This is a genomic window from Streptomyces xanthophaeus (assembly GCF_000725805.1).
Lineage (GTDB): Bacteria > Actinomycetota > Actinomycetes > Streptomycetales > Streptomycetaceae > Streptomyces > Streptomyces xanthophaeus.
In genome coordinates, this window is sequence record NZ_JOFT01000017.1 from 280,415 (window position 1) to 298,740 (window position 18,326).

20 protein-coding genes are annotated in these 18,326 nt (G+C 72.8%); 13 read left to right on the forward strand and 7 right to left on the reverse strand.

Annotated elements, in window-relative coordinates; all coding sequences use genetic code 11:
• Window positions 1-2: 2 nt before the first annotated feature.
• The gene (locus IO30_RS0111915; RefSeq protein ID WP_031142086.1) at window positions 3-305 is read right to left on the reverse strand and encodes an urease subunit gamma; all 303 of its coding nucleotides are present in this window, start codon (window positions 303-305) and stop codon (window positions 3-5) included.
• A 341-nt stretch (window positions 306-646) separates the two neighbouring features.
• On the opposite strand from IO30_RS0111915, the gene IO30_RS0111920 reads away from it, so the two are divergent.
• Window positions 647-1,039, forward strand: coding sequence for a VOC family protein (locus IO30_RS0111920; RefSeq protein ID WP_234321942.1), 393 nt, complete (start codon window positions 647-649; stop codon window positions 1,037-1,039).
• 18 nt (window positions 1,040-1,057) lie between these two features.
• Here the strand turns inward: IO30_RS0111920 and IO30_RS0111925 are convergent, their stop codons facing one another.
• Complete coding sequence (locus tag IO30_RS0111925) at window positions 1,058-1,510, reverse strand: ATP-binding protein (protein ID WP_031142090.1); 453 nt, start codon at window positions 1,508-1,510, stop codon at window positions 1,058-1,060.
• Between the two features lie 197 nt (window positions 1,511-1,707).
• Between IO30_RS0111925 and IO30_RS0111930 the strand changes: the two genes are divergently transcribed.
• Together IO30_RS0111930 and IO30_RS0111935 are read left to right on the forward strand one after the other, a co-directional pair.
• Window positions 1,708-2,592: a helix-turn-helix domain-containing protein gene (locus IO30_RS0111930; protein WP_031142092.1), complete on the forward strand. Its 885-nt coding sequence runs from the start codon at window positions 1,708-1,710 to the stop codon at window positions 2,590-2,592.
• Window positions 2,593-2,605: 13 nt separating this feature from the next.
• Window positions 2,606-2,827: a DUF397 domain-containing protein gene (locus IO30_RS0111935; protein WP_031142094.1), complete on the forward strand. Its 222-nt coding sequence runs from the start codon at window positions 2,606-2,608 to the stop codon at window positions 2,825-2,827.
• Between the two features lie 6 nt (window positions 2,828-2,833).
• On the opposite strand, the gene IO30_RS0111940 is transcribed toward IO30_RS0111935, so the two are convergent.
• On the reverse strand, window positions 2,834-4,006 hold the full coding sequence (locus tag IO30_RS0111940; protein WP_031142096.1) for an 8-amino-7-oxononanoate synthase: 1,173 nt from the start codon (window positions 4,004-4,006) through the stop codon (window positions 2,834-2,836).
• A 156-nt stretch (window positions 4,007-4,162) separates the two neighbouring features.
• On the opposite strand from IO30_RS0111940, the gene bioB reads away from it, so the two are divergent.
• The 4 genes from bioB (at window position 4,163) to IO30_RS0111960 (ending at window position 8,892) form a co-directional block, all read left to right on the forward strand.
• Window positions 4,163-5,470, forward strand: coding sequence for a biotin synthase BioB (gene bioB, locus IO30_RS0111945; RefSeq protein ID WP_031142098.1), 1,308 nt, complete (start codon window positions 4,163-4,165; stop codon window positions 5,468-5,470).
• Window positions 5,463-6,785: an adenosylmethionine--8-amino-7-oxononanoate transaminase gene (locus tag IO30_RS0111950; RefSeq protein ID WP_031142100.1), complete on the forward strand. Its 1,323-nt coding sequence runs from the start codon at window positions 5,463-5,465 to the stop codon at window positions 6,783-6,785. The genes bioB and IO30_RS0111950 overlap by 8 nt, the downstream gene beginning before the upstream one ends.
• A 1-nt stretch (window position 6,786) precedes the next feature.
• The gene (gene bioD / locus IO30_RS0111955; protein WP_031142102.1) at window positions 6,787-7,506 is read left to right on the forward strand and encodes a dethiobiotin synthase; all 720 of its coding nucleotides are present in this window, start codon (window positions 6,787-6,789) and stop codon (window positions 7,504-7,506) included.
• 711 nt (window positions 7,507-8,217) lie between these two features.
• Window positions 8,218-8,892, forward strand: coding sequence for a class I SAM-dependent methyltransferase (locus IO30_RS0111960; protein WP_031142104.1), 675 nt, complete (start codon window positions 8,218-8,220; stop codon window positions 8,890-8,892).
• A gap of 3 nt (window positions 8,893-8,895) precedes the next feature.
• Here the strand turns inward: IO30_RS0111960 and IO30_RS0111965 are convergent, their stop codons facing one another.
• Window positions 8,896-9,321 (reverse strand): GNAT family N-acetyltransferase, encoded by a 426-nt coding sequence (locus IO30_RS0111965; RefSeq protein ID WP_031142106.1) that lies wholly within the window; start codon window positions 9,319-9,321, stop codon window positions 8,896-8,898.
• Window positions 9,322-9,526: 205 nt separating this feature from the next.
• Here IO30_RS0111965 and IO30_RS0111970 point away from each other — a divergent pair, with 205 nt between their 5' ends.
• The 5 genes from IO30_RS0111970 (at window position 9,527) to mug (ending at window position 14,803) form a co-directional block, all read left to right on the forward strand.
• Window positions 9,527-10,885 carry a hemolysin family protein gene (locus IO30_RS0111970; protein WP_031142108.1) on the forward strand — a complete coding sequence of 453 codons (1,359 nt, stop codon included), beginning with the start codon at window positions 9,527-9,529 and terminating at the stop codon, window positions 10,883-10,885.
• Window positions 10,882-11,907 carry a hemolysin family protein gene (locus IO30_RS0111975; protein WP_031142110.1) on the forward strand — a complete coding sequence of 342 codons (1,026 nt, stop codon included), beginning with the start codon at window positions 10,882-10,884 and terminating at the stop codon, window positions 11,905-11,907. Before IO30_RS0111970 ends, IO30_RS0111975 begins: the two co-directional genes overlap by 4 nt.
• 45 nt (window positions 11,908-11,952) lie before the next feature.
• A complete protein-coding gene (locus tag IO30_RS0111980) occupies window positions 11,953-12,744 on the forward strand; it encodes an SGNH/GDSL hydrolase family protein (protein WP_031142112.1) in 792 nt (263 codons plus the stop codon).
• A 71-nt stretch (window positions 12,745-12,815) separates the two neighbouring features.
• Window positions 12,816-14,249 (forward strand): adenylosuccinate lyase, encoded by a 1,434-nt coding sequence (purB, locus tag IO30_RS0111985; protein ID WP_031142114.1) that lies wholly within the window; start codon window positions 12,816-12,818, stop codon window positions 14,247-14,249.
• Window positions 14,246-14,803, forward strand: a complete 558-nt coding sequence (gene mug / locus IO30_RS0111990; RefSeq protein ID WP_078904641.1) for a G/U mismatch-specific DNA glycosylase — start codon at window positions 14,246-14,248, stop codon at window positions 14,801-14,803. The genes purB and mug overlap by 4 nt, the downstream gene beginning before the upstream one ends.
• 57 nt (window positions 14,804-14,860) lie before the next feature.
• On the opposite strand, the gene IO30_RS0111995 is transcribed toward mug, so the two are convergent.
• From IO30_RS0111995 to IO30_RS0112005, 3 genes are read right to left on the reverse strand one after another with little or no spacing between them, the layout of a single operon-like run.
• A complete protein-coding gene (locus IO30_RS0111995) occupies window positions 14,861-15,298 on the reverse strand; it encodes a hypothetical protein (protein WP_031142118.1) in 438 nt (145 codons plus the stop codon).
• 40 nt (window positions 15,299-15,338) lie between these two features.
• Window positions 15,339-16,088: an ABC transporter permease gene (locus IO30_RS0112000; RefSeq protein ID WP_031142120.1), complete on the reverse strand. Its 750-nt coding sequence runs from the start codon at window positions 16,086-16,088 to the stop codon at window positions 15,339-15,341.
• 36 nt (window positions 16,089-16,124) lie between these two features.
• Window positions 16,125-17,036, reverse strand: coding sequence for an ABC transporter ATP-binding protein (locus IO30_RS0112005; protein ID WP_031142122.1), 912 nt, complete (start codon window positions 17,034-17,036; stop codon window positions 16,125-16,127).
• Window positions 17,037-17,144: 108 nt separating this feature from the next.
• Between IO30_RS0112005 and IO30_RS0112010 the strand changes: the two genes are divergently transcribed.
• Window positions 17,145-18,323, forward strand: a complete 1,179-nt coding sequence (locus IO30_RS0112010) for a sensor histidine kinase (RefSeq protein ID WP_031142123.1) — start codon at window positions 17,145-17,147, stop codon at window positions 18,321-18,323.
• The last annotated feature ends 3 nt before the right edge of the window (window positions 18,324-18,326 follow it).

Consider the following 18,326-nt stretch of genomic DNA (forward strand, 5'->3'; position numbering starts at 1 on the left):
CTTCAGACGATCGGGTCGTGGACGGTGACGAGTTTGGTGCCGTCCGGGAAGGTCGCCTCGACCTGGACGTCGTGGAGCATCTCGGGGATCCCCTCCATGACCTCATCGCGGCCCAGGACCGTACGCCCGGAGGACATCAGCTCGGCCACGGTGCGGCCGTCGCGGGCGCCTTCGAGGATGTGCGAGGTGATGAGGGCGACCGCCTCGGGATGGTTGAGGCGCACCCCCCGCGCCTTGCGCTTCGCGGCCACGTCGGCGGCCACATGGATGAGCAGTCTTTCCTGCTCGTGCGGTGTCAGGTGCACACGTATCACCAAGCTTCCGGGACAAGATCAACATCGCGCCGGGGCGACCGTACCGCCCGTCAACTCTCTGTTGACCTGCGCTTATCCGAGCCGATCGAGTCTTGCCCAACGCAGTGCAAGGCTTTCCGTCCCGACCACCGCCGCTTTACCGGATCATGGGCGATCATTGGCGGAGCGACGTGGCCGCCACGCTAGGGGCCGCGCTTTTCCGTTGAGTTAACCCACGTTTCGGGAAGGCACCCGGTTCAACGGCCGGGCCCGGCAGAGCCCGTTCCGTATACAGCCGCCGGACGGCCGTCCGGCGGTCCTGCGGGCAGCACCCACTGAGGAGAACCGTGTTCATCAACCCCGTCGCACACATCACCTTCGACGCCCTCGACCCCTACCGGGCCGCCCGGTTCTGGTCCGAGGTGACCGGCTTCGCGGTCCACCCGGACGACAAGGAGGGTGACGACGAGGTCCTGCTGGAGCCGCAGCCCGCGCAAGGCGGCGTACCGGGGCTGCTCTTCGTCCGCGTCCCCGATGCCAAGTCCGTGAAGAACCGGGTCCATCTGGACATCCGGCCGCCCACCGGTACGCGGGACGAGGCCGTCGAGCGGCTCACGGCGCTCGGCGCCCGGATCGTGGACGACCGGCGCGCACCGGACGGCGTCCTGGGCTGGGTCGTGCTCGCCGACCCCGAGGGCAACGAGCTGTGCATCGAGCGCGGTGCGGCGGAACGCGGTCCCGCCTGAGCGGGCGCCCGCCGCGGTTCAGCAGCCGGTGACGGCGGTGCGCGCGGGGGCTCCGACGGTCCAGGGCAGGGCGATCCACACGGTCTTGCCGCCGTCCTCGGTGGGGGTGACCGAGAGCCTGCCGCCGGCTTCGGCGGTGAGCCACCGGATGATGACCATCCCCCGCCCGTTGTCCTGCTGCACCGCCGCGGGGAGGCGCTTGGGCCAGCGCGGGTGGCTGTCGGTCACCCCGACGCGCAGCCACTCCTCGCGCTCCAGGCGGACGTCGACGGTGAAGGTGGGGGACTGGCCGAAGGTGTGCTGGACGGCGTTGGTGGCGAGTTCCGAGACGATCAGCCGGACACTGTCCGCGGTGTCGGTGTCATCGGGCAGTCCCCATTCGTCCAGCACCTCCGCGACGTAGCGGCGGGCGGCGGCGACCGAGGCCGGATCGCTCGGCAGAGTGACGGATGCTTCCTGGTGATCTGCCATGGCGACGGTCCCTTTCCCACCGGGGCCAAGCCGCCCCGGATCTGTGCTGGACGCCAGAGTGCCACCCATCGTGCCGCCGTTTCTGCCGTTCCCCCAAGATATGCATATATCTGTCCCTCAATGCGGTGAACTCTGCTACGGAAGAGCGTATTTGGACGGCAAACTGGTGCGAGCTGTGCCGGTGGAAGGAGGCGGGTGTGCAGCACGGTCCCGCGGTGCGCCGACGCAAGCTCGGCGAGGAACTGCGTGCCCTGCGCGACCGGTCCGGACTCACCAGTGGTGAGGCGGCCCGGATCGTGGGGTGGCACCAGTCGAAGATCAGCCGCATCGAGACGGGTCGCAGCGGCGTGAAGCCGCAGGACATCCGGCTGCTCCTCGATGCCTACGGGGAGATCGTGAGCCCCCAGCAGCGCGCCCTGCTCGAAGCCCTGTCGGCCTCGGCCGCGGGTCCCGGGCCGGGCGTGGACACCGGGCGCGGCCGGCAGTGGTGGCACGACTACCGGGGGCTGCTCCCCCAGGAGTACCGCGACTTCATCAGCCTGGAGGCCGGCGCCCGGTCGGCCCGTACGGTGGAACTCTCCGTGGTGCCCGGCCTGTTGCAGACCTCCGGGTACGCGCGGGCGGTGACCCGGGCGGCGCTGGGCGGACTGCCCGAGCCGAAGGTGGACGCGCTCGTCGAGGTGCGGCTGGCGCGGCAGGCGGTGCTGCGGGCCGATCCCCCGCTGGAGCTCAGCGCCGTGCTGGACGAGGCGGTGCTGCGCCGGCAGATCGGCGGCCCGGGGGTGATGGCGGAGCAGCTGAGGCACCTCGTGGAGGTGGGGCGGCTGCCCCAAGTGCGCCTACAGGTACTGCCGTTCAGCGTGGGGGGTCATCTCGGCCTCACCGGACCGTTCGTCATCTTCTCATTTCCGAACATCGCCGATCTGGATGTGGTGGTACTCGACCATTTGACGAGTAGCCTCTATCTGGAGCGGAAGGAAGACCTTGAGGCGTACAGCGCCGCGTTCCGCACCATCCAGGCGCACGCCCTCCCGCCCCAGGACTCGTCGGACCTGATCAGCTCTCTCGCTGACGACGCGTAAGGAGGCACCCCCCGTGTCCGCAACCCCCTTATCCACCAGCGGACTTATGAACAGCGCGCGGTGGCGGCGGAGCAGCCGCAGCACCGGAATGAACAACTGTGTGGAAGCCGCCGCCCTCAGCGGCGGCCTGCTCGCCGTCCGCGATTCCAAGCGGACGGACGGCCCGGCCGTACTCTTCACCGGGCCGGCCTGGCAGGGCTTCCTCGCCTCGGTCCGGGCGGACCTGCACGTGTGACCCCGCCTAGCGGTCCGTGGCACCGGCGGGCGCGGTCCGCAGGATCGTCTCGACGGCCCGGTTGATCTCCTCCCCCGTGAGATCGGCCCGGGCGGTCAGCCGCAGCCGGGAGATGCCGTCCGGCACCGACGGCGGACGGAAGCACCCCACGGACAGACCTGCCTCGCGGCAGTCGGCGGCCCAGCGCAGTGCCGCCGAAGCCGACGGGGCCCGTACCGACACCACGGCCGCGTCCGGCCTGGCCGCGGTCAGGCCGGACGCGGTGAGCCGTCCGTACAGCTCGGCGGCCACCTCGCGGGCCCGGGCCGCGCGCTCCGGTTCCTGCTGGAGCAGACGCAGGCTCGCGAGCGCCGCGCCCGCGGCGGCGGGCGCGAGCCCGGTGTCGAAGATGAAGGTCCGGGCCGTGTTGACCAGGTGCCGGATCACCTTGGCCGGGCCCAGCACCGCACCGCCCTGGCTGCCCAGGGACTTCGAGAGGGTGAGCGTGGCGACCACGCCCGGCGCGCCCGCGAGCCCGGCGGCGTGCAGCGCGCCCCGGCCGCCGTCGCCCAGGACGCCCAGCCCGTGCGCGTCGTCCACGACCAGGGCCGCGCCCTCGTCCCGGCAGGCGGCCGCGTACTGCTCCAGCGGGGCGGCGTCCCCGTCGACCGAGAAGACGGAGTCGCTGACCAGCAGCGCCCGGCCCTCGTGCGAGGCGAGCGTCTTGCGCGCCGCGTCCGGGTCGGAGTGCGGGATCACCGCGGTCCCGGCCCGCGAGAGGCGGCAGCCGTCGACGATCGAGGCGTGGTTCCCGGCGTCGGAGACGACCAGGCTGCCCCGGTCGCTGAGCGCGGTGACGGCCGCGAGGTTGGCCGCGTACCCGGAGGAGAGCACCAGCGCCGCCTCGAAGCCGCAGAAGGCCGCGAGCTCCCGCTCGAGCTCGGCATGAAGCTCGGTCGTGCCCGTCACCAGCCGCGATCCAGTGGCTCCGGCCCCCCAGCGCTCGGCCGCCTCACGCGCCCCGCGGACGGTTTCGGGGTGGCGGGACAGCCCGAGGTAGTCGTTGCTCGCGAGGTCCAGCAGCGGCGAGGAAGCAGGGCGCGGACGCAGCGTCCGGACCAGTCCTGCCTGCTCTCGGGCCCGTTCGGCGTCATCAATCCAGGCGAAGACGTCAACGGGATCGGGGCTGTGCTCGGGCATCGGCGCGTCCTCGGTTTTTGTCGGCAGTCCACAGACCTGCCCGACCTTAACCGCCGGGACTTGTGCGCCAGGTGTGGCGATACACACACTCGGATCAGGCCATGTTGTTCATTCTCTCCTTGGCCGGGAGTGGTCGTGTGGTCCAGGATCGGCGTCATGGATCTGCTGAACACCCTGGTTGACAAGGGCCTGCGGCGCGAGCTGCCGACCCGCGAAGAGGCACTCGCCGTGCTGGCGACCTCTGACGACGAACTGCTCGACGTGGTGGCCGCCGCGGGCAAGGTGCGCCGCCAGTGGTTCGGGCGTCGGGTCAAGCTGAACTACCTGGTCAACCTGAAGTCGGGCCTGTGCCCCGAGGACTGCTCGTACTGCTCCCAGCGTCTGGGATCCAAGGCCGAGATCCTCAAGTACACCTGGCTGAAGCCGGAAGAGGCCTCCCAGGCCGCTGCCGCCGGCGTCGCGGGCGGGGCCAAGCGGGTCTGCCTGGTCGCCAGCGGCCGCGGTCCGACCGACCGGGACGTGGACCGCGTGGGCAAGACCATCGCGGCGATCAAGGAGCAGAACGAGGGCGTCGAGGTCTGCGCCTGTCTGGGCCTGCTCTCCGACGGCCAGGCGGAGCGGCTGCGCGACGCGGGCGCGGACGCGTACAACCACAACCTCAACACCTCCGAGGCCACGTACGGCCAGATCACCAAGACCCACACCTACGCCGACCGGGTCGACACGGTGCAGAAGGCGCACGCCGCCGGCCTGTCCGCCTGCTCCGGTCTGATCGCGGGCATGGGCGAGAGCGACGAGGACCTCGTCGACGTCGTCTACTCGCTGCGCGAGCTGGACCCCGACTCGGTGCCGGTCAACTTCCTGATCCCGTTCGAGGGCACCCCGCTCGCCAAGGAGTGGAACCTCACCCCGCAGCGCGCCCTGCGGATCCTGGCCATGGTCCGCTTCGTCTGCCCCGACGTCGAGGTCCGGCTGGCCGGCGGCCGCGAGGTGCACCTGCGCTCGATGCAGCCCCTCGCCCTGCACCTGGTCAACTCGATCTTCCTGGGCGACTACCTCACCAGTGAGGGCCAGGCCGGCCAGGCCGACCTCGACATGATCGCGGACGCCGGTTTCGAAGTGGAGGGCGCCGGTACGACGACCCTTCCCGCGCACCGCGCCGACGTGGCCGAGTCGGCCACCGGCGGGGGCTGCGGCTCCCACGGCGGCGGGGCCTCGGTCTGCGGACCGGCGGCCTCCGCCGACACGGCCGACGGCGCGGGCTGCGGCTCGGCGTGCGGCGGCTGCTCGGGCCACGGGCACGCGGAGCAGGCGCCGGCTGCGGCCGCGGCCGCAGCCGTGACGGGTACGACGGCGACGGGCACGAGGGCGACGGCGGTCCAGGCCGCGGCCGGTGAGGTCCGGTCCGACCTGGTGTCGGTGCGGCGTCGCGGCGCGGGGACGGATCTCGCCCCCAATGCCTGATCCGCACCACGCGCACGACTCGCTGCCGGTCCAGGACCTGCTCGCGCTGGACCGGCAGCACGTCTGGCACCCGTACGGCCCCATGCCCGGGCGGCAGGAGCCGCTGGTCGTCTCCTCCGCCTCGGGGGTCCGGCTGCGGCTCGCCGCCGAGGCCGAGGGGCGGGACGAGCTCGTCGACGGCATGTCCTCCTGGTGGTCGGCGATCCACGGGTACAACCACCCCGTGCTGAACGAGGCCGTGACCGGCCAGCTGGGCCGGATGTCGCACGTGATGTTCGGCGGGCTCACGCACGAGCCCGCCGTCCGGCTGGCCGCGAAGCTGGTGGAGATCACCCCGGCAGGTCTGGAGCACGTCTTCCTCGCCGACTCGGGCTCGGTCTCCGTCGAGGTCGCCGTCAAGATGTGCCTCCAGTACTGGCGTTCCCTCGGCCGGACGGGCAAGACCCGGCTGCTGACCTGGCGGGGCGGCTACCACGGGGACACCTGGCAGCCGATGGCCGTCTGCGATCCCGACGGCGGGATGCACGAGCTGTGGCAGGGCCACCTGCCCCGGCAGGTCTTCGCGGACGCCCCGCCCGGCGGCTTCGACACGCCGGTGGATCCCGCGTACACCGCCCACCTGCGGTCCCTGGTCGCCGCTCACGCGGACGAACTGGCCGCGGTGATCGTGGAACCGGTCGTACAGGGCGCGGGCGGCATGCGCTTCCACAACCCGGGCTACCTGCGGGTGCTGCGCGAACTGTGCGACGAGTACGGGGTCCTGCTGATCCTGGACGAGATCGCGACGGGCTTCGGACGTACGGGCGCGCTGTTCGCGGCCGACCACGCGGGGATCACGCCCGACGTGATGTGCCTGGGCAAGTCGCTGACCGGTGGTTACCTCACGCTCGCCGCGACCTTGTGCACCGAACGGGTGGCGCAGGGGATCTCGCAGGGCGAGGTCCCCGTTCTTGCCCACGGCCCCACCTTCATGGGCAACCCGCTCGCCACCGCCGTGGCGCTGGCCTCCGTCGACCTGCTGCTGGGCCAGGACTGGGCCCGTGAGGTCAAGCGGATCGAGGCGGGCCTGCGCGTGGGCCTGGCGGCGGCCTCGGACCTGCCCGGGGTGCGGGACGTACGCGTCCTCGGCGCCATCGGCGTGGTCCAGCTGGACCACGAGACCGACGTGGCGGCCGCCACCCGGGCGGCGGTGCGGGAAGGCGTCTGGCTGCGCCCGTTCCGGGACATGATCTACACGATGCCGCCCTTCGTCACCGGCGACGCCGACGTCGCCCGCATCTGCCGCGCGGTGTGCGCGGCGGCGCAGGAGGGCTGAGATGTCCGTACTGATCGTGTCCGGCACCGGCACCGAGATCGGCAAGACGGTGGTCACCTCGGCGATCGCCGCTGCCGCGCAGGCCGGCGGCCTGTCGGTGGCGGTGCTCAAGCCCGCGCAGACGGGCGTGGGCCCGCAGGAGCCGGGGGACGCCGCCGAGGTGGTCCGGCTGGCGGGCCCCTCCGTCACGGCGGTGGAACTGGCCCGCTACCCGGAGCCGTTGGCCCCGGACACGGCGGCCCGCCGCTCGGGGCTGGCGACGCTCTCGCCCGCGGACGTGGCGCAGGCCGCGGAGCGGCTGTCCGCGGACCACGACCTGGTGCTGGTCGAGGGCGCGGGCGGGCTGCTCGTCCGCTTCGACGAGGCCGGGCACACGCTCGCGGACGCGGCCCGGCTGCTCGGCGCACCGGTGCTGGTGGTGGCCCCGGCGGGACTCGGCACGCTCAACTCCACCGCTCTGACGGCGGAGGCCCTCCGGGCCCGGGAGCTGACCGGGCTGGGCGTCGTGGTCGGCAGCTGGCCCGCGGCTCCGGACCTGGCCTCGCGCTGCAACCTCGCGGACCTGCCGAAGGTCTCGGACCTGCCGCTGCTGGGCGCGGTCCCGCACGGCGCGACGGCCGGCTCCCCGGCGGACTTCCGCGCGGCGGCCCCGTCCTGGCTGGCGGAGCCGCTGTACGGTACCTGGTCGGCCCGCTCCTTCCTGGCCACCTGGCCGGCATGACCCCGGGGCCGGCCGGGCCGGCGTGACCCGGGGACTGGGCCTGGCCGACATGACCCCGGGCCGGGCCCGGCTGCCGCGGCCGCCTGCCGGGCGTGGACCCCGGGGCCGGGCATGGCCGGCGTCACCGCAGGCCGGGCGTGAACTCCGGCCTGGCGGCCCGCTCCCTCCCGGCCGCCTGGCCGGCATGACCCCGGGGCTGAGCCCGGCCGGCGCAACCCCGGGGCCGGGCGTGGCCGATGTGACCCCGGGCCGGGCCCGGCTGCCGCGGCCGCCTGCCGGGCGTGGACCCCGGGGCCGGGCCCTGTCGGTGTGACCCGGGGCTTGGCCCGGTCGGTGTGACCGTCTGCCGGGCGTGAACCCCGGCCCGCACTGCCGGTGAGGCCCGCACGGCCAGGCCGGCGTGACCCCGGGCCGGGCCCGGACGGTGTGACCGTCTGCCGGGCGTGAATCCCGGCCCGCCGGGGCCCGTCGCTTCTGGCGGCGGGGCCGTGGCGACGTGGCGCCCTTTCCTCGGGGCGCCTCCCCGGCCGGGCCGGATCGGGGAGCGGCGTCCGGCGGCGGGATCGCCGGGCGGCGGGCCCCCGTACCGGAGGTTCCCCGAAGCCCCGGCGAGGTCCGAAAGGGACTGCCCCGGCCGCCACCGGGGATGAGCCGCCGCGGACCGGGCACCCTGGAGGTATCGCGCCCGTCCGTCGCCCCCGGAGGTCCGTCATGTCGTCGCGCCCCCATCCGGCACCGTCGCCCGACCCCGTCCACCACCCCCTCTTCGCCCGGTTCTACGCACGCGCCAGCGCCACCGCCGAGACGCGCGGGGGCGTCGCGGCCCTGCGCCGCGAGCTGCTGCACGGCGTGTCCGGCCGCGTCATCGAGATCGGTGCCGGCAACGGCCTGAACTTCGCGCACTACCCCCGCGCGGTCTCCGAGGTGGTGGCCGTCGAGCCCGAGGCCACCCTGCGCCGGCTCGCGGTCTCCGCGGCCCTGCGCGCCGAGGTCCCCGTGGACGTCGTACCCGGCGTGGCCGAGGCCCTGCCGGTCAAGAGCGAGGCCTTCGACGCCGCGGTCGCCTCCCTGGTGCTGTGCACCGTACGGGACCTGCCGCGCACCCTCGCCGAGCTGCACCGCGTGCTCCGCCCCGATGCCGAACTGCGCTTCCTCGAACACGGGCTGGCGCCCGGCCCGGGGATGGCCGCCGTCCAGCGCGCGCTGGACCGGACGCTGTGGCCCCGGCTCTTCGGCGGCTGCCACACCGCCCGAGACCCGCTCGCCTCCATCGAGGCCGCGGGCTTCCGGATCGTCTCGCAGCGTGCCTTCCGGCTGCCGGAGCGCGGTCCGGCCTTCCCCACCTCGTACTGCGTGATCGGTTCGGCCCGCCGGTCCCCCGCGTGAGGGTCAGCGGGCGAGGGGCTTCACCCAGCGGGTCCAGTGGTCCTCGGGGCCGTATCCGGCTGGGTCCCAGGCCCCGTGCGCCTGCGCGTTGCGGTCGAGCACCATGGCGTCCGCGCGACGCCCGCCGAGTGCGGCGAACCGTTCCTCGGCGGCGGCCAGGAGCGCCGTCCCGATCCCCTGCCGGCGGTGCCCCGGGTGGACCGCGAGCCGATACAGGTGGCAGCGCCAGCCGTCGAACCCGGCGATCACGGTGCCGACGAGCTCGCCGTCGCGGCGGGCGAGCAGCAGCGCGTGGGGGTCCCGTTCGTGGAGCCGCTCCATCCCGGCGAGGTCGTCGCTGATACTCGTTCCCTCGGCCGCGTTCTTCCAGAAGCCGAGCACGGAGCTGAGATCGGCTGCCGTCGCGGGGCCGATATGAAGATCACTCATGTCCGGATCCCATCATCCGGCGCACCGGGCCGAAAAGGACGAGGCCCCCTCTTTACCCCTCCTTTGCCCGGTGGACGCCAGTCCGCCCGAACGAAAGGTGTGAGCGTCCGCCCATGGGCGAGCCCTCCGGTCCCCGGCACCGCGGTGCACGACACCGCGCGACACCCCGCCTCCTGGCCGATCATGGGACGGAGGTGATCCACCGATGACCGAAGTGCTCCTGCTCGTCGTGGCGCTGTTGCTCTGCCTTGCCTGCGGCGTCTTCGTGGCGGCCGAGTTCTCGCTCACCACCGTCGAGCGCAGCGAGCTCGAACGGGCCGTCGAGCGGGGCGAGCGCGGCGCCGAGAGCGCCCTGGCCGCCGTCCGCAGCCTGACGTTCCAGCTCTCCGGTGCCCAGCTGGGCATCACCGCGACCGGCCTGGTCATCGGCATGATCTCCAAGCCCTCGATCGCCGCCCTGCTCCAAGGCCCCTTCGAGGCCGTCGGGATGTCGTCCGGCGCCGCCGCCTCCACCGCTCTGGTCCTCGGCACCGCGCTGTCGACCGTCGTCCTGATGGTCGTCGGCGAGCTCGTGCCCAAGAACTGGGCGATCTCCTCCCCTCTGGCGATCGCCAAACGCGTGGCGACGATGCAGCGGATCTTCAGCCGGGCCTTCAAGCCGCTCATCGGCCATCTGAACACGACCGCGAACCACATGGTGCGCCGGTTCGGCATGGAGCCGGCCGAGGAGCTGGCCTCGGCCCGTACCCCGCAGGAGCTGGTCGCGCTGGCGCGGCACTCGGCCAAGGCCGGGGCGCTGGAGAAGGACACCGCCGAACTGTTCGTGCGGACCTTGAACCTGGCGGATCTGACCGCGGAGAACGTGATGACCCCGCGCGTCCAGGTTACGGCCCTCGAAGTGCAGGCCACCGCCGAGGACGTGGCGAACGCGACGCTGGCCACCGGCCTGTCGCGCTTCCCCGTGTACCGCAGCAGCCTCGACACCGTGGTCGGGACCGTCCACATCAAGGACGTACTGGCCCTGCCCGCCAAGGAACGCCCCCGCACGCCGGTGTCGCAGCTGATGCGTGAACCGCTCCTCGTACCGGAGTCCCTGACGGTGGACCGGCTGCTCGACCGGCTGTCGGGCAAGCGGACGATGGCCGTGGTCATCGACGAGTACGGCGGCACGGCCGGTGTGGCCACGCTGGAGGACATCGTCGAGGAGGTCGTCGGCGAGGTCCGCGACGAGCACGACCCGCACGAGACCCCCGACCTGGCCCCGGCCGGTACGGACGCCTCCGGGCGCCCGCTGTACTCCGCCGACGGCGCCGCACGCACCGACCAGCTCCAGCGGATCGGGCTGCGGGTGCCGGACGGCCCCTACGAGACCCTGGCCGGCCTGATGGCGACCCAGCTGGGCCGGATCCCTGCCGTGGGCGACAGCCTGGAGCTGGACGGCTGGCGGCTGGACGTGGTGGACGCCACCGGACGGCGCGCCGCGCGGGTGCTGCTGCACGCACCGGACGGGCTGGACGGGCTGGACGGGCCGGCGGGGAACCAGAGCGCGGAGGGGGACCGATGACCGCGATCCAGTTGCTGATCGGCCTGGCGACCCTGGTCGTCAACGCCTTCTTCGTCGGCGCGGAGTTCGCGCTGATCTCGGTCCGGCGCAGCCAGATCGAGCCCTACGCCGAGGAGGGCGACCGGCGCGGCCGCGCCGTCCTGTGGGGCCTGGAGCACGTGTCGGCCATGATGGCGGCCGCCCAGCTGGGCATCACCCTGTGCACCCTGGTGCTGGGCGTGGTGGCCGAGCCGGCCATCGCGCACCTGCTGACCCCGGTGTTCGACCTGATCGGGGTGCCGGCCGGTCTGACGCACGCGATCTCCTTCGTGATCGCGCTGACGCTGGCCACCTACCTGCACATGCTCTTCGGCGAGATGGTGCCGAAGAACGTGGCGCTGGCGGAGCCGGTGCGCACCGCCCTGGCACTGGGCCCGCCGCTGGTGACCCTCACCCGGGCGCTGAGGCCGGTGATCTTCGCGATCAACGCCTTCGCCAACGCCCTCCTGCGCCTGCTGCGGGTGGAGGTGAAGGACGAGGTCGCGGCGACGTTCACGGACGACGAGCTGGCCCGGATGGTCAAGGACTCGAGCGACGCGGGGCTCCTGGACGACCGGGCGAGCGAGCGGCTGCACGACGCACTGGAGCTGGGCCGCCGGCCGGTCACCGACGTGGTGCTGCCCGCGGACAGCGTGGTCACCGCCCGGCTCGGCATCACCCCGACGGACCTGGAGCGGCTGTCGGCCACCTCGGGCTACTCCCGTTTCCCCGTCGTGGACGCCCAGCACGGGATCCTGGGCTACCTGCACGTCAAGGACGCCCTCGACGCGGAGGGGGCGGAGCGGGACGAGCCGTTCCCGGCGACGGCCCTGCGGGCCATCGCCCAGGTGCGCGCGGAGACCCCGCTGGACGACGTGCTGACCGCCATGCGGCGCAGCCGTACCCATCTGGCGGCCGTGCTCGGACCGGACGGCACCATGGCTGGCCTGGTGACGATGGAGGACGTCCTGCGCGAGCTGTTCGGCAGACCGGCCTCTGCCTGAGCCGCCCTGCACGGCCGGGGTACCGGGCGGTAGCATCGCTCCGTCATGGAGATGAATGCCTCTTACACCAGTTTCGTCGCGGTCGGCGACTCCTTCACCGAGGGAATGTCCGACCTGCTCCCGGACGGCTCCTACCGGGGCTGGGCCGATCTGCTGGCCGCCCGGCTGGCCACCCGCGAGCCGGGCCTGCGCTACGCGAACCTCGCGGTCCGCGGGAAGCTGATCGCGCAGATCGCCGAGGAGCAGGTGCCCCTGGCCGCGGCGATGCGCGCCGACGTGGTGACCCTGGTCGGCGGGCTGAACGACACCCTGCGGCCCAAGGTCGACATGGGGCGGGTGCGCGCGCACCTGGAGGAGGCCGTCGGCCTGCTGGCCCCCTCCTGCAAGCAGCTCGTCCTGATGCGCTCCCCGGGACGCAACGGGCCGGTGATGGAACGCTTCCGCCCGCGCATGGAGGAGCTCTTCACCCACATCGAGGAGCTTGCCGCCCGGCACGGCGCCCTGGTCGTGGACCTGTACGGGACCCCTGCGCTCGCGGACCCGCGGATGTGGGACGTGGACCGGCTGCACCTGACCGCGGAGGGCCACCGCCGGGTGGCGGAGGCCGTCTGGCAGGCCCTGGGCCTGCCGCCCGAGGAGGACTGGCGCACCGAACTCCCCGTCACCGCGCCCCCCGGCTGGGCCGTCCGCCGCTCCCAGGACCTGAGCTTCGCCCGGCAGCACCTGCTGCCCTGGGTCGGCCGCCGCCTGACGGGCCGCTCCTCGGGCGACGGCCGTCCTGCCAAGCGTCCGGACCTGCTGCCGTACGAGCCGCTCGGGGGCGAGCGGCTCTCGTAGCAAGGCACAATCGGAGGCGGGGTCCCTACCTGCGTAAACACACAGCTGCGGCCCAAGTAGAATCCCTACACGTGACAGCCAAGCCCCGCATCCCCAATGTCCTGGCCGGCCGCTACGCCTCTGCGGAGCTCGCCGTCCTGTGGTCCCCCGAGTACAAGGTGACGCTGGAGCGGCGGCTGTGGCTCGCCGTGCTGCGCGCCCAGAAGGACCTCGGTATCGAGGTCCCGGACGCCGCCCTCGCCGACTACGAGCGCGTCCTGGAGACGGTCGACCTCGCCTCCATCGCCGAGCGCGAGAAGGTCACCCGGCACGACGTGAAGGCCCGCATCGAGGAGTTCAACGCCCTCGCCGGCCACGAGCACGTCCACAAGGGCATGACCTCGCGCGACCTGACCGAGAACGTGGAGCAGCTGCAGATCCGGCTCTCCCTCGAGCTGGCCCGCGACCGCACCGTCGCCGTGCTCAGCCGCCTCGGCAAGCTCGCCGGCGAGCACGCCGAGCTGGTCATGGCCGGCCGCTCCCACAACGTGGCCGCCCAGGCGACCACCCTCGGCAAGCGCTTCGCCACTGCGGCGGACGAGCTGCTCGTCGCCTACGACCGCCTCGAGGACCTGCTCGGCCGCTACCCGCTGCGCGGCATCAAGGGCCCGGTCGGCACCGCCCAGGACATGCTCGACCTGCTGGGCGGCGACGCCGCCAAGCTCGCCGACCTGGAGCAGCGCATCGCCGCCCACCTCGGCTTCGCCCAGGCCTTCACCTCGGTCGGCCAGGTCTACCCGCGCTCGCTCGACTACGACGTGGTCACCGCCCTGGTGCAGCTGGCCGCGGCCCCGTCGTCGATCGCCAAGACCATCCGCCTGATGGCCGGCCACGAGCTGGTCACCGAGGGCTTCAAGCCCGGCCAGGTCGGCTCCTCGGCGATGCCGCACAAGATGAACACCCGCTCCTGCGAGCGCGTGAACGGCCTGATGGTCATCCTGCGCGGCTACGCCTCGATGACCGGCGAGCTGGCCGGCGACCAGTGGAACGAGGGCGACGTGTCCTGCTCCGTGGTCCGCCGCGTGGCCCTGCCGGACGCCTTCTTCGCCTTCGACGGTCTCCTGGAGACCTTCCTGACGGTCCTGGACGAATTCGGCGCCTTCCCGGCGGTCGTCGCCCGCGAGCTGGACCGCTACCTGCCCTTCCTCGCGACCACCAAGGTCCTGATGGGCGCGGTGCGGGCCGGGGTGGGCCGCGAGGCAGCCCACGAGGTCATCAAGGAGCACGCGGTGGCCTCCGCGCTCGCCATGCGCGAGCAGGGCGCCGAGCGCAACGAGCTGCTGGACAAGCTGGCTGCCGACGAGCGGATGCCGCTGGACCGGTCCCAGCTGGACGCCCTGATGGCCGACAAGCTGTCCTTCACGGGCGCCGCCGGTGACCAGGTCGCCGCAGTCGTCTCCCGTATCGAGGCGATCGCCAAGCAGCACCCGGAGGCCGCCGGGTACGCGCCGGGGTCGATCCTCTGACTCCCGACGAGCTGAACGCCGCCCGTGACCGCGTCCTCCCGGACGTGGTCACGGGCGGTCTTCGTGTGCTGTTCTGCGGAATCAATCCGGGTCTCCTCTCCGCCGCGACGGGCCACCACTTCGCCCGCCCCGGCAACCGCTTCTGGCCCGTCCTGCACCTGTCGGGCTTCACCCCGCGCCGCCTGGCTCCCGCGGAGCAGGAGGAGCTGCTGACCTACCGGCTCGGCATCACCAACGTCGTGGCCCGGGCCACGGCCCGCGCCGACGAGCTGAGCCCCGAGGAGTTCCGCGAGGGCGGCCGCATCCTGACGGCCAAGGTGGAACTGCTGCGCCCCCAGTGGCTGGCGGTCGTCGGCGTCACGGCCTACCGCACGGCCTTCGGCGAGAAGAAGGCGCAGATCGGCCCCCAGGAGCGGATGATCGGCTCCACCCGTGTCTGGGCCCTGCCCAACCCCAGCGGCCTCAACGCCCACTGGACCGCCGACACCATGGCCCAGGAGTACGCCCGCCTCCGCATGGCCGCGGAAGCAGCAGAGGCGCCCGACACCCCGTAACTCCCGTCCCCTGGCGCCCGGCCCCGGGTCACTCGCGCCGGGGGCCACGGCCGGGGGCTACGGCGGGTCGACGACGGTGACCCCCGCCATCAGCACGTACGCGTCCTCGGCGCCCCCGTCGACCACCCAGACCACCAGCCACTGCTCCCCCGCCCGCCAGGCGTGCACATGGCTGGTGGAGCCGCTCAACTCGCCCCAGGGCTCCGGTATCTCCTCCCCGCCGGACCCCCGGTCCAGCACCGAAGTCAGGGCGAAGACCTGCGGCTCCCCCCACCGCTCGGCCAGGGCCTGGGTGAGCGCCCCGTACTCGGCACCGATCTGGTCGGCGGCCTCGGCACGGCCTGCCCCGCCGTCCTCCCGGAAGTCCGCGGTCCAACCGACCTGTACCAGGTGGTAACCGGGGCCGCTGCTCTGCCCGCCGGACCGGACCGGCTCGGGCGGGAATTGCGTCACCCGGAGCCGGTCGATCCTTTCGAGATGCTCTGCCGTGGTCATACCGTCAGTATCCCGACCGGCACTGACAACTGGCCCGGCGTCACGCGTCCCTGCGCCGCACCGCGATCCAGCCCGCGACGACCGTGACCACGGCCCAGAGCGCCATCACGCCCAGCCCGGTCCACGGACCGAGGTCACCGTGCGGCTCGATCCGCATCACCATCTGCCCGGCACGGTCGGGCATGTACTGCCCGAACCCGCCCACGGCCTCGCCGACCACGAAGGACACGATGAGGACGAAGGGTATGAGGAGGCTCAGTACGGCCGCACCGCTGCGCAGCACCGCCGTCAGCCCGGCCGAGAACAGCGCCATGACGGTCAGGTAGAGGCCGCTTCCGACGATCGCACGCAGCGTCCCCGGGTCCCCCAGCTCCAGGGCGTACGGACCCATGAACGCCTGACCTGCCAGGAAGGTCAGGAGCCCGGTGATCTGGCCCGCGACGAGGGCGAGTCCGCCCACCATCGCGATCTTCGAGAGGTAGAACCGGGTGCGGTCGGGCACGGCAGTGAGGCTGGTGCGCAGAGCGCCGTTGTGGAACTCGGCGGAGAGGGCGCTCGCGCCGAAGGCGATGGCCGCTATCTGGCCGAAGTTGAGCCCGTAGAAGGCGGCGAGGAGAGGATCCTCGCCCATGCTGCCTTCTTCCGCCTGGCCTATCGCCGCAGCTGTCAGCGCTTGGATCCCGACGGTGGCGACCAGGACGGATATCAAGGCCCCGAAGGTGCCCCGGAGGGACCGGATCTTGATCCATTCCGAATGCAGGACGGGCAGGGTGGGCAGGGCGGAGCTCATGGCAGGGCCTCCTGGGGAGTGGGAAGAGCGGGAAGGTCAGGGGGTGGCGGCGAACTGTGCGTGGCCGGCGGTGAGGTCCAGATAGGCCTGTTCCAGGGAGGCGCGCTCGTCGGCGAGCTCAAGCATCGGGATCCCTTCGCGGGCGGCCATGGTGCCGATCTGTTCCGCCCGTATGCCTTCGACGGTCCAGCGCCCGCCGTCGGCGCCCACCAGCTCGAGGCCGTCCCGGGCGAGGGCGGCGCGCAGCCGGATCGCGTCCGAGGTCCGCAGTCGCACCCTGGGGGTGCTGCGAGCGTCGATGAACTCCTCCATCGAGGTGTCGGCCAGCAGCCGTCCCGCGCCGAGCACCACCAGGTGGTCGGCCAGGGCTGCCGTCTCGGACATGAGATGGCTGGAGACCAGGACCGTGCGGCCTTCCGCGGCGAGTCCGCGCATCAGCTCACGGATCCAGATGATGCCTTCGGGGTCGAGCCCGTTGGTCGGCTCGTCGAGCAGCAGCACTCCGGGGTCGCCCAGCAGGGCAGCGGCGATGCCCAGACGCTGGCGCATGCCCAGGGAGAAGGTCTTCACCCGGCGCCGGGCCGCGGCTGCTATGCCGGCCTGCTCCAGCACCTCGTCCACCCGGCGCACCGGTATCCGGTGCGTGGCGGCGAGGAAGCGCAAGTGGTCACGGGCCGTGCGCCCGCCGTGGATGGACTGCGGGTCCAGCAACGCCCCCACGTGGCGCAGCGGGTCGGTCATGGCGGTGAACTGGCGCCCGCCGACGGTGGCGGTGCCGGAGGTCGCCCGGTCCAGGCCCAGCAGGAGCCTCATCGTGGTCGACTTGCCTGCGCCGTTGGGGCCGAGGAAGCCGGTGACCCGGCCGGGCAGCACGTCGAAGGTGAGGCGGTCCACGGCACGGATCGCGCCGTATTCCCTGGTCAGTTCTCGGATCTCGATGCTGTTCATGTCTCAAGGTTCGCTGTCGCCCGCACCCCCTGCCCTCCCCCGTGCGGGGGGACCGTCTCCCCCGCACGGGGGAGACGGCGGCCGGGCGCCGACTGTCAGGATGAACGCATGTACCGATTGCTTCGTGCGCCTCTCCGGGGGGTCACGTACACACGCTGGCTGCATCTGCTCGTCCCGATCCTGATCGTGTCCATCTGGCTCTTCATAGAGCCTGCGTGGCCCTGGATGCCCGCCCTGATCGTCGCTCCGTTCGGGCTGCTCCCGTGGGTCCGGCTGGCCGAGGGGCTCCAGGCGCAGTTCCTGCTGACCCCGCATGAGCGGGGCCGGCCCGACGGTTCCATCAGCACGGCGGCGTCGGCGCGTTGGTCGGACCGCTGGCGGACGGTCGCGTGGCTGGAGATACGCCTGCTGCTGGCCGGCGCGGCCATGATGGCGACGGTGTGGCTGCCGATGATGACGCTGGAGCTCGCCTTCACGGGAGCGGGGCGCAGTCTCGGGTCGGACGTCGAGATCCTGCCCTTCGTCCCTCCGCGCTGGGCGGCCCTGCTGCTGCTCCCGGTGCCGGTGATCCTGCTGCTGGTCATCGTGGTCCTGCTCGGCGAAGCCGTCACGGCCATCGCCGCACGGCTCCTGGGGCCTTCGGCGGCGGAGCGGCTCAGCGCCCTGGAGGCGCGTACCGAGCAACTGCTGGAACGGACCCGGATCGCGAGGGAGTTGCACGACTCGATCGGGCACGCGCTGACGGTGGCAGTCGTCCAGGCGGGGGCCGCCCGGGCCGCGGGTGACCCGGCGTTCACCGAGCGCGCGCTGTGCGCGATCGAGGAGACCGGCCGGGCCGCGATGGAGGACCTGGAGCGGGTGCTGCTGGTGCTCCGCGAGTCCTCGCAGCCTCCCTCCCAGCGGCCGACCCTGGCCGACGCGGACCGGCTGCTGGAGTCGGCGCGGGCTTCCGGCGCCTCGGTGGATGCCGAACTGTCCGGCCCGCTGGAGCAGTTGCCGGGCCCCGTCACCCGGGAGGGGTACCGGATCCTCCAGGAGGCGCTGACCAATGTGCTGCGGCACAGCGGGCCGGTTCCGGTGCGCGTACGGATCGAGATGGCGGTGGGGAGACTGGACCTGGAGGTGACCAATCCGCTCCCGTCGGGGCCCGCGCTCATGACGGGCCGCGGCAGCGGTCTGCGCGGTATGCGGGAGCGGGCGGCCCTCCTCGGAGGGGAGGCCGAGACCGGTCCGCACGAGGGCAGTTGGAGAGTGCGCGCCCGGCTTCCGCTGGAGCGAATACGCTGACCG

Excerpts from the sequence above, each read along its gene's own strand:
- IO30_RS0111925 (WP_031142090.1), bottom strand. The coding sequence starts at position 1,510 with ATGGCAGATCACCAGGAAGCATCCGTCACTCTGCCGAGCGATCCGGCC.
- IO30_RS0111940 (WP_031142096.1), bottom strand. The coding sequence starts at position 4,006 with ATGCCCGAGCACAGCCCCGATCCCGTTGACGTCTTCGCCTGGATTGAT.
- bioB (WP_031142098.1), top strand. The coding sequence starts at position 4,163 with ATGGATCTGCTGAACACCCTGGTTGACAAGGGCCTGCGGCGCGAGCTG.
- IO30_RS0111950 (WP_031142100.1), top strand. The coding sequence starts at position 5,463 with ATGCCTGATCCGCACCACGCGCACGACTCGCTGCCGGTCCAGGACCTG.
- bioD (WP_031142102.1), top strand. The coding sequence starts at position 6,787 with ATGTCCGTACTGATCGTGTCCGGCACCGGCACCGAGATCGGCAAGACG.
- IO30_RS0111960 (WP_031142104.1), top strand. The coding sequence starts at position 8,218 with ATGTCGTCGCGCCCCCATCCGGCACCGTCGCCCGACCCCGTCCACCAC.
- IO30_RS0111965 (WP_031142106.1), bottom strand. The coding sequence starts at position 9,321 with ATGAGTGATCTTCATATCGGCCCCGCGACGGCAGCCGATCTCAGCTCC.
- IO30_RS0111970 (WP_031142108.1), top strand. The coding sequence starts at position 9,527 with ATGACCGAAGTGCTCCTGCTCGTCGTGGCGCTGTTGCTCTGCCTTGCC.
- IO30_RS0111975 (WP_031142110.1), top strand. The coding sequence starts at position 10,882 with ATGACCGCGATCCAGTTGCTGATCGGCCTGGCGACCCTGGTCGTCAAC.
- IO30_RS0111980 (WP_031142112.1), top strand. The coding sequence starts at position 11,953 with ATGGAGATGAATGCCTCTTACACCAGTTTCGTCGCGGTCGGCGACTCC.
- IO30_RS0111995 (WP_031142118.1), bottom strand. The coding sequence starts at position 15,298 with ATGACCACGGCAGAGCATCTCGAAAGGATCGACCGGCTCCGGGTGACG.
- IO30_RS0112000 (WP_031142120.1), bottom strand. The coding sequence starts at position 16,088 with ATGAGCTCCGCCCTGCCCACCCTGCCCGTCCTGCATTCGGAATGGATC.
- IO30_RS0112005 (WP_031142122.1), bottom strand. The coding sequence starts at position 17,036 with ATGAACAGCATCGAGATCCGAGAACTGACCAGGGAATACGGCGCGATC.
- IO30_RS0112010 (WP_031142123.1), top strand. The coding sequence starts at position 17,145 with ATGTACCGATTGCTTCGTGCGCCTCTCCGGGGGGTCACGTACACACGC.